General features: G+C 60.8%; 8 protein-coding genes. 4 read left to right on the top strand and 4 right to left on the bottom strand.

The window, feature by feature from the left end; all coding sequences use genetic code 11:
- Positions 1-204: 204 nt before the first annotated feature.
- Positions 205-1,779: an alkaline phosphatase D family protein gene (locus tag NKI39_RS20910; RefSeq protein WP_352834074.1), complete on the top strand. Its 1,575-nt coding sequence runs from the start codon at positions 205-207 to the stop codon at positions 1,777-1,779.
- A 47-nt stretch (positions 1,780-1,826) separates the two neighbouring features.
- Here the strand turns inward: NKI39_RS20910 and NKI39_RS20905 are convergent, their stop codons facing one another.
- On the bottom strand, positions 1,827-2,108 hold the full coding sequence (locus NKI39_RS20905; RefSeq protein WP_352451242.1) for a hypothetical protein: 282 nt from the start codon (positions 2,106-2,108) through the stop codon (positions 1,827-1,829).
- Positions 2,109-2,306: 198 nt separating this feature from the next.
- On the opposite strand from NKI39_RS20905, the gene typA reads away from it, so the two are divergent.
- Positions 2,307-4,136, top strand: a complete 1,830-nt coding sequence (typA, locus tag NKI39_RS20900; protein ID WP_352451241.1) for a translational GTPase TypA — start codon at positions 2,307-2,309, stop codon at positions 4,134-4,136.
- Positions 4,137-4,152: 16 nt separating this feature from the next.
- A complete protein-coding gene (locus NKI39_RS20895; RefSeq protein WP_352772143.1) occupies positions 4,153-4,362 on the top strand; it encodes a hypothetical protein in 210 nt (69 codons plus the stop codon).
- 31 nt (positions 4,363-4,393) lie between these two features.
- Here NKI39_RS20895 and NKI39_RS20890 read toward each other — a convergent pair whose 3' ends face one another.
- The gene (locus NKI39_RS20890) at positions 4,394-5,020 is read right to left on the bottom strand and encodes a DUF1062 domain-containing protein (RefSeq protein WP_352834071.1); all 627 of its coding nucleotides are present in this window, start codon (positions 5,018-5,020) and stop codon (positions 4,394-4,396) included.
- Positions 5,021-5,413: 393 nt separating this feature from the next.
- Between NKI39_RS20890 and NKI39_RS20885 the strand changes: the two genes are divergently transcribed.
- Positions 5,414-6,028 carry a LysE family translocator gene (locus tag NKI39_RS20885; protein WP_352834068.1) on the top strand — a complete coding sequence of 205 codons (615 nt, stop codon included), beginning with the start codon at positions 5,414-5,416 and terminating at the stop codon, positions 6,026-6,028.
- Positions 6,029-6,035: 7 nt separating this feature from the next.
- On the opposite strand, the gene NKI39_RS20880 is transcribed toward NKI39_RS20885, so the two are convergent.
- Positions 6,036-6,359 carry a YciI family protein gene (locus tag NKI39_RS20880; protein ID WP_023678126.1) on the bottom strand — a complete coding sequence of 108 codons (324 nt, stop codon included), beginning with the start codon at positions 6,357-6,359 and terminating at the stop codon, positions 6,036-6,038.
- Positions 6,360-6,496: 137 nt separating this feature from the next.
- On the bottom strand, positions 6,497-7,060 hold the full coding sequence (locus tag NKI39_RS20875) for a peroxidase-related enzyme (RefSeq protein ID WP_352683681.1): 564 nt from the start codon (positions 7,058-7,060) through the stop codon (positions 6,497-6,499).
- Between the last annotated feature and the right edge of the window lie 87 nt (positions 7,061-7,147).

The raw sequence follows: 7,147 nt of genomic DNA, 5'->3' as shown, positions 1-7,147 counted from the left end.
TTCCCATCAGCCATCGCATCAAGAAATGCGCCTGGAACGACGACTATCTCATCAATGCCATCACTCATATGCGATAGCCCTGCCCTCGAGGGGGGAGATTCGCCAGCCTGTTCACTGTTATCAAACCTTCATCGTTTCGAAATGTGCCTGAAACATTGAAGCTGGAGCTTGGCGGCTACGTTCAACGCCATCCAGGAGACAGCCATGAACAAGATTTCGATGACGCGGCGCGCTTTCGTCACGTCGGCCAGCGCCGTTGGCCTGGTCGGCGCCTCGGGCCTCGCCCTCCCCTATTACTCGCGCGCCAATCAGCGCCCGGCTTTCACCCATGGCATCCAGTCCGGCGACGTCGACGCCACCAGCGGCATGGTCTGGACACGCACCGACCGGCCGTCGCGCGTCATGTTCGAGGTGTCGCCGACCGAAAGCTTCACCAATGCCGTCCGCCTCGCGCCGCTCGATACCTCGCCGGCCAGCGATTATACGGTGAAGCGGCTGCTTACCGATCTCGCCTCCGACCAGGACATCTTCTACCGCATGGTCGCGGCCGATCTTGCCGACATCAACGCCGTTTCCGAGCCGGTCGTCGGCCGCTTCCGCACGGCACCTGCCTCGAAGCGCGACATTCGCTTTGCCTGGTCGGGCGACACCGCCGGCCAAGGTTGGGGCATCGACGAGACCGGCATGAAGACCTACGCCACCATTGCCAAGCACACGCCCGACTTCTTCCTGCATTCGGGCGATACGATCTATGCCGATGGTGCGATGAAGGACGAGGTCGACCTGCCCAACGGCGGCAAGTGGAAAAACAAAGTGCTGATCGACGAGAAGCGCAAGGTTGCCGAGACGCTGGACGAATACCGGGCGCAGTGGAAATACAACATGATGGACAGGCATGTGCTGGCGCTCAGCGCCATCTGTCCGACCTTCTATCAGTGGGATGACCACGAGGTGCTGAACAACTGGTCGGACTCGAAGGACCTGAGCGCCGACGATCGCTACACTGAAAAATCCATCCATGTGCTGGCGGCACGTGCGGCGCGCGCCTTCCACGAAATGACGACGATCCGTTACGAGCCGTCGGAGCCCGGCCGCGTCTACCGCAAGATCGCCTATGGTCCGCTGCTCGACGTGTTCTTCCTCGACATGCGTTCCTACCGCGGCCCCAACGGTCCGGATATGCAGGAGACGATGACGCCGCAATCGCGCATCCTCGGTGAACAGCAGATCAAGTGGCTGAAGCGTGAACTGGCGAATTCCAACGCAACCTGGAAAATCATCGCCGCCGACATGCCGCTCGGCCTCGTCGTCTGGAACGACGGCACCAAGAAGGTAGGGGCCGAGGCGGTCAGCAATGGCGACAATGGCCCGGCCAAAGGGCGTGAGCTGGAAATTGCCGACCTTCTTCGCTATATAAAGAATGCGGGTATCAGCAACACTGTCTGGCTCACCGCAGACGTGCATTACACAGCCGCGCATTACTACAATCCGGACAAGGCGCAGTTCCAGGACTTCGATCCGTTTTGGGAATTCGTTTCGGGTCCGATCCATTCCGGGACGTTCGGGCCTAATGGTTTCGATATGACATTCGGCCCGGAGCTGAAGTTCATAAAGGCACCAACTGCCGAACAGGGTCAAAACCTGGCGCCTTCGGCCGGCCTGCAGTTCTTCGGGCTCGTCGAGATCGAGGGCGCCACCGAACAGTTGACGGTGCGGCTGATGGATCGCGACGACAGCGAACTCTACAAGGTCACGCTCGATCCGGTGCGGTCGGCGTGAGCGACGGCGCCACTACACTCGGGCCAGCCCGAGGGTAGGAACGTATATCAATCGGGATAGCAGACGACGGGAATGTTGGGCCAGACGGCGCTGTCGCATCCGGCATTTTGCTGCCGCTGCTTGAAGGCGGCGCTGACCGGCCCGGTCACCACCGGATCGACGCCATCGGGAGCATCGGCAAAAAGCTGCTCCGCCGACGGCTTGTCGGACGGCAAAGCAGACCGCGTCTCCTTGAACGACGCCGCCGATTGCGCCGCGCCGGCCGCGAGGAGGACGGCGAGCGCGGTACATGCCAAAATCGGCCGGAGTTTGATGCCTATCTCGATCATGAAATTCGAACTGTCCGGACCATGAAAGGTTCCGCCTTGGTTAATAATTCCACTTCACACCAAGACATTTAAGATTTGGTGACTTTATTTGGTGGCTCGCCTCCTCTTTCGCAATTGCGAAAAACCCTGTATGAGCCGCCCAACCGAAAGAGGCAGCGCCTTTTGGCCTGCTGCCTGCAACGCTCCCGAGACCAAAACATGAAAATCCGCAATATCGCGATCATCGCGCACGTCGACCATGGAAAAACCACCCTCGTCGACCAGCTTCTGAAACAGTCCGGCTCGTTCCGCGACAACCAGCGCGTCGCCGAGCGCGCCATGGATTCGAACGACCTCGAAAAGGAACGCGGCATCACCATCCTGGCCAAGGCGACCTCGGTCGACTGGAAGGACACCCGCATCAACATCGTCGACACGCCCGGCCACGCCGACTTCGGCGGCGAGGTCGAGCGCATTCTGTCGATGGTGGATTCGGCCATCGTGCTGGTCGACGCCGCCGAGGGGCCGATGCCGCAGACCAAATTCGTGGTCGGCAAGGCACTCAAGGTTGGACTGAAGCCGATCGTCGTCATCAACAAGATCGACCGGCCAGATGCCCGCCACGTCGAAGTGGTCAACGAGGTGTTCGATCTTTTTGCAGCACTTGACGCTACCGACGAGCAGCTCGACTTCCCTATCCTTTACGGTTCAGGCCGCGACGGCTGGGTCTCGGAAAACCCCGAAGGTCCGAAGGACCAGGCTCTGGCGCCGCTGTTCGACCTCGTCATCAAGCACGTGCCGGCCCCGACCGTTCATCCCGGCCCATTCCGCATGATCGGCACCATCCTGGAAGCCAATCCTTTCCTCGGCCGCATCATCACCGGCCGTATCGAATCCGGCACGCTGAAATCCAACCAGGCGGTCAAGGTGCTGCACCATGACGGCACCCAGGTCGAAACCGGCCGAATCTCGAAAATCCTTGCTTTCCGCGGGCTCGAGCGCCAGCCCATTGACGAGGCGCAGGCGGGCGACATCGTCGCCATCGCCGGCCTGTCGAAAGGCACTGTCGCCGACACCTTCTGCGACCTGTCGGTGACCGAGCCGCTGCACGCGCAGCCGATCGATCCGCCGACTGTGACGATGTCTTTCCTCGTCAACGATTCGCCGCTGGCCGGTACCGAAGGCGACAAGGTGACCAGCCGCGTCATCCGCGACCGCCTGCTGCGCGAGGCCGAAGGCAATGTCGCGCTGAAGATCGAGGAATCACCTGACAAGGATTCGTTCTTCGTTTCCGGCCGCGGCGAATTGCAGCTGGCCGTGCTGATCGAGACGATGCGCCGCGAAGGTTTTGAGATCGCCGTGTCGCGGCCGCGCGTCGTCATGCAGAAGGGCGATAGCGGCGAATTGCTGGAGCCGGTCGAGGAAGTCGTCATCGACGTCGACGAGGAGCATGCCGGCGTCGTCGTGCAGAAGATGTCGGAGCGCAAGGCCGAGATGGTCGAGCTTCGCCCTTCGGGCGGCAATCGCCAGCGCATCGTCTTCCACGCGCCGACGCGCGGGTTGATCGGCTACCAGTCGGAACTGTTGACCGACACGCGCGGCACCGCTGTGATGAACCGGCTGTTCCATGCCTATGAACCTTACAAGGGTGAGCTGCCGGGCCGTACCAACGGCGTGCTGATCTCCAACGAACAGGGTGAATCGGTGGCGTACGCCATGTGGAACCTGGAAGACCGTGGCCCGATGGTCATCGACCCGGGCGTCAAGGTCTATCAGGGCATGATCATCGGCATCCATTCCAGGGACAACGACCTCGAAGTCAACGTGCTCAAGGGCAAGAAGCTGACCAACATCCGCGCCGCCGGCAAGGACGAGGCGGTAAAGCTGACACCGCCGATCCGCATGACGCTGGAACGCGCGCTGGCCTGGATCCAGGACGACGAGCTGGTCGAAGTGACGCCGAAGACCATCCGCCTGCGCAAGCTCTATCTCGATCCGAATGAGCGCAAGCGTTTTGAGAAGTCGGCGAAAGTGGTCGGCGCGGCGTAAAGGGCAATACCGCGCAATGAGCGGTAAACTCGTCACGGCTGTCATATACGACAATCGACCCGAGGCCGAAGTTTGCGTGTCGATGCTCGACGCGTATGGAATTTATGCTCTCGCGAATTATCTTCTCGACACGGGCAGGCTTGGCTTGATCCATGTGCAAGTCGCCGACTGCGATCTCGATGCGGCCAAGGGTTTGATTGGCTCGGCCTCCAAAGAGGGCAACTGACCCCTGGCCGTACGGATTCCCTGCCGTTGCCTCATTCACCTGCAGCCGAAATGATTTTGTCCCGGTCTGGTTCGCCAGACAGGTGGATCTGGATCGCCGTTCCCGCCCGCGCTGGCTTGCGCAAGGCTTTGGCTCCGTCCGGACCAACCACCAGCAATCGTTTCTCTTCCCAAACCTGAAGCCGCGATCGCGAGACACCGAGTTCGTTGGCGAGCAACCGGTCGAGCCGCAGCGCTGTCGGCATTTCGAGCCAGAGCCGAAGTTCGAGCGCGCTGGTATTTTCCGGTCTATCCCCGAGCGCCTGCTTATGAACGACGGCTTCGGGAAACTCCTCGACGCGCCCGATACTGCTTCGCAATGCGGCAACATCGAAGGCATGGCGCCGCGCCAGGACCGGATCGTTGCTTTCGAGCGCCTGCAATATTGTCGGTTCGATATCGCGGCGGCTGCAGCGCTCCAGAATGCCGAAATTCCAGGAATTGTCGCAGTCGATGCAGCGGTAGATCAACCAGGCGTCAATGCGCTTGCCGTTGGCATTGACCCGGAATTTGCCGCTGCAGCGATAGGCTTTCAGGCCGCCGCAGCGATTGCAGTTGAGGTGAGGTCGAGGTGCGGTCTTGGGTGTGATCGTCCAGCGGATACGCAGTATCGAAGGCATGCCGAAAAGCCCTTCCCGTCGGGAAGTTCGTCAGATCGGCGATATCGAGAACCCATGCGGGCACGGCGTGGCGAGAGACTGCGGCAGTTGGAAATCAGGTGTCGCGGGTGGTTATGCGCGACAGCGGTTCAGCAGTGCCAAACCGGTCTCGAACCGCCACCCGAGGAACACATGATGTGAAAATAGGCATCGCGACTGCGACGCCCTGCTCTGTGTTGGGGGAGTTGACGAGACCGGCGGTTACGAAGGCAAAGTGAAGCTCGAAATGATGTCGGGACGACATTTCTAGCCGCGAGGTGCCTGGCCGACAAGCCTTCTTTCGGTGGACGCTACTGTCGTCGGACCAGTTGGGTTATCTTGAACGACCCAAACATTTCAAACGGGATCCGCGTCATGCATTTCACATCGCTTCTGATTTTTGCCGGCGCCCTGCTTGTTGCCGCCGGCTCGCCCGGCCCATCGATCGCCGCTCTTGTGGCGCGGGTCATCGCAAAAGGGTTTCGCGACGTGTTCCCGTTCCTGCTTGCGATGTGGATCGGCGAAGCGATCTGGCTGTCGCTGGCGGTGTTTGGCCTCGCCGTGGTGGCGCAGACGTTCCACTTTGCCTTTGTCGTCGTGAAGTGGGTCGGCGTCGCCTATCTCGGCTGGCTTGCCTGGAAGATGTGGACGGCACCGGTCGAGGCCAAGGAAGGCGCGCTGCCGCGCGAAGATTCGCCCGTCAGACTGTTCTTTGCCGGCATGGCGGTGACACTCGGCAACCCCAAGATCATGATGTTCTATCTGGCGCTGCTGCCGACCATCATCGACCTCGGTTCGGTCAGCATGGTGGGCTGGATCGAATTGACGGCGACCATGGCAGTGGTCCTGGTCGCCATCGATTTGACATGGGTGCTCGCCGCATCGCAGGCGCGCAAGCTCTTGAGGAGCAAGCGGGCGATGAAAATCGCCAACCGCATCAGCGCCGGTACCATGGCCGGCGCTGCGGCGGCGATCGCCGCGCGGTCTTGAGCCGGCGTCAACCCATTTCGATTATCGGTGCGATCTCGACGCTGAAACCCGGGTCCGTCAAGATAGGACAATCTTTGGCTTTGCCGACGGCATCGTCGATGTCCTTTGCTTCGATGATGGTGTAACCGGCGGTCGGATTGCTGCCGCCATTGTTCTCGACCTTGCCGCCAGGCAGCAGGGTCTTCGACATGCCGACTGGATTGCCACCGTCGACCACCGCTGAACCAAGCTTGCCGTACCAGCCGTTCCAGGCATCCATCGCTGCCTTCCGTTCGGCCTCCTCGGTCGGCATCTTGCCCGAGCCGTGATAGACGTAGAGAAATTTCGCCATGTTCTCCTCCTCTGATCGGCGGCATCGAACCGGCATGCGGTCATGCCGCATGCCGATCATCGGACCAAACCGGCAAACAAGCAACGAGAATGCGAAGTAGCTAATATAATATGCCGTTGGCTCGCAACGGCGGTGCCCTATCGCGCCATCGCATGGTATTCATCGTTCGGCCGCATATCGATTGCCGATGCCAGCCGGTTCGACATGTTGAAGAACGCCGCGGTCGAGGCGACGTCCCAGATGTCGCGGTCGGAAAAGCCGACTTGCCGCAACGCCGCCCGGTCCGCTTCGACGATCTTTGCCGGCTGCCCGGTCAGCTTCACCGCGAATTCGAGCATGGCGCGTTGCCTGTCCGACAGCTTGGCGGCGCGAAAATTCATCACCATCATCTCGCCGAAGGCTGGGTCGCCGGAAAGCTGGCGCACCGCCGCGCCATGCGCGGCCAGGCAATAGTAGCAATGGTTGACCGATGAGACGGCCACCGCGATCATCTCGCGCTCGAGTTTCGACAGGCCGGATTCACCCAGCATCAAATCATTGTACATGTCGGTGAAAGCGCGCAGCTTCTTCTCGTCGAAGGCATAGGCGAGCAGCACGTTGGGAACGAGGCCGAGCTTCTCCCGGCACTTGGTGAAATAGGCCTTGGTCGCGTCGCTCAGCTCCGCCGGTGCCAGGTCAAGCGCGGTGATTTTGTCCGTCATGGCGGATCTCTCCTCTTTTTCGCCAGGCTGCCGGTGAATTCCGACATTTCGTCGCAAGCCGTCAAACCTTTGTCGCCAAATACCCGT

This window comes from Mesorhizobium sp. M0664, from assembly GCF_040320565.1.
Taxonomy (GTDB): Bacteria; Pseudomonadota; Alphaproteobacteria; order Rhizobiales; family Rhizobiaceae; genus Mesorhizobium.
The sequence above is the reverse complement of the archived record's forward strand: the minus strand, read 5'-3'. Positions and strand labels throughout refer to the sequence as shown.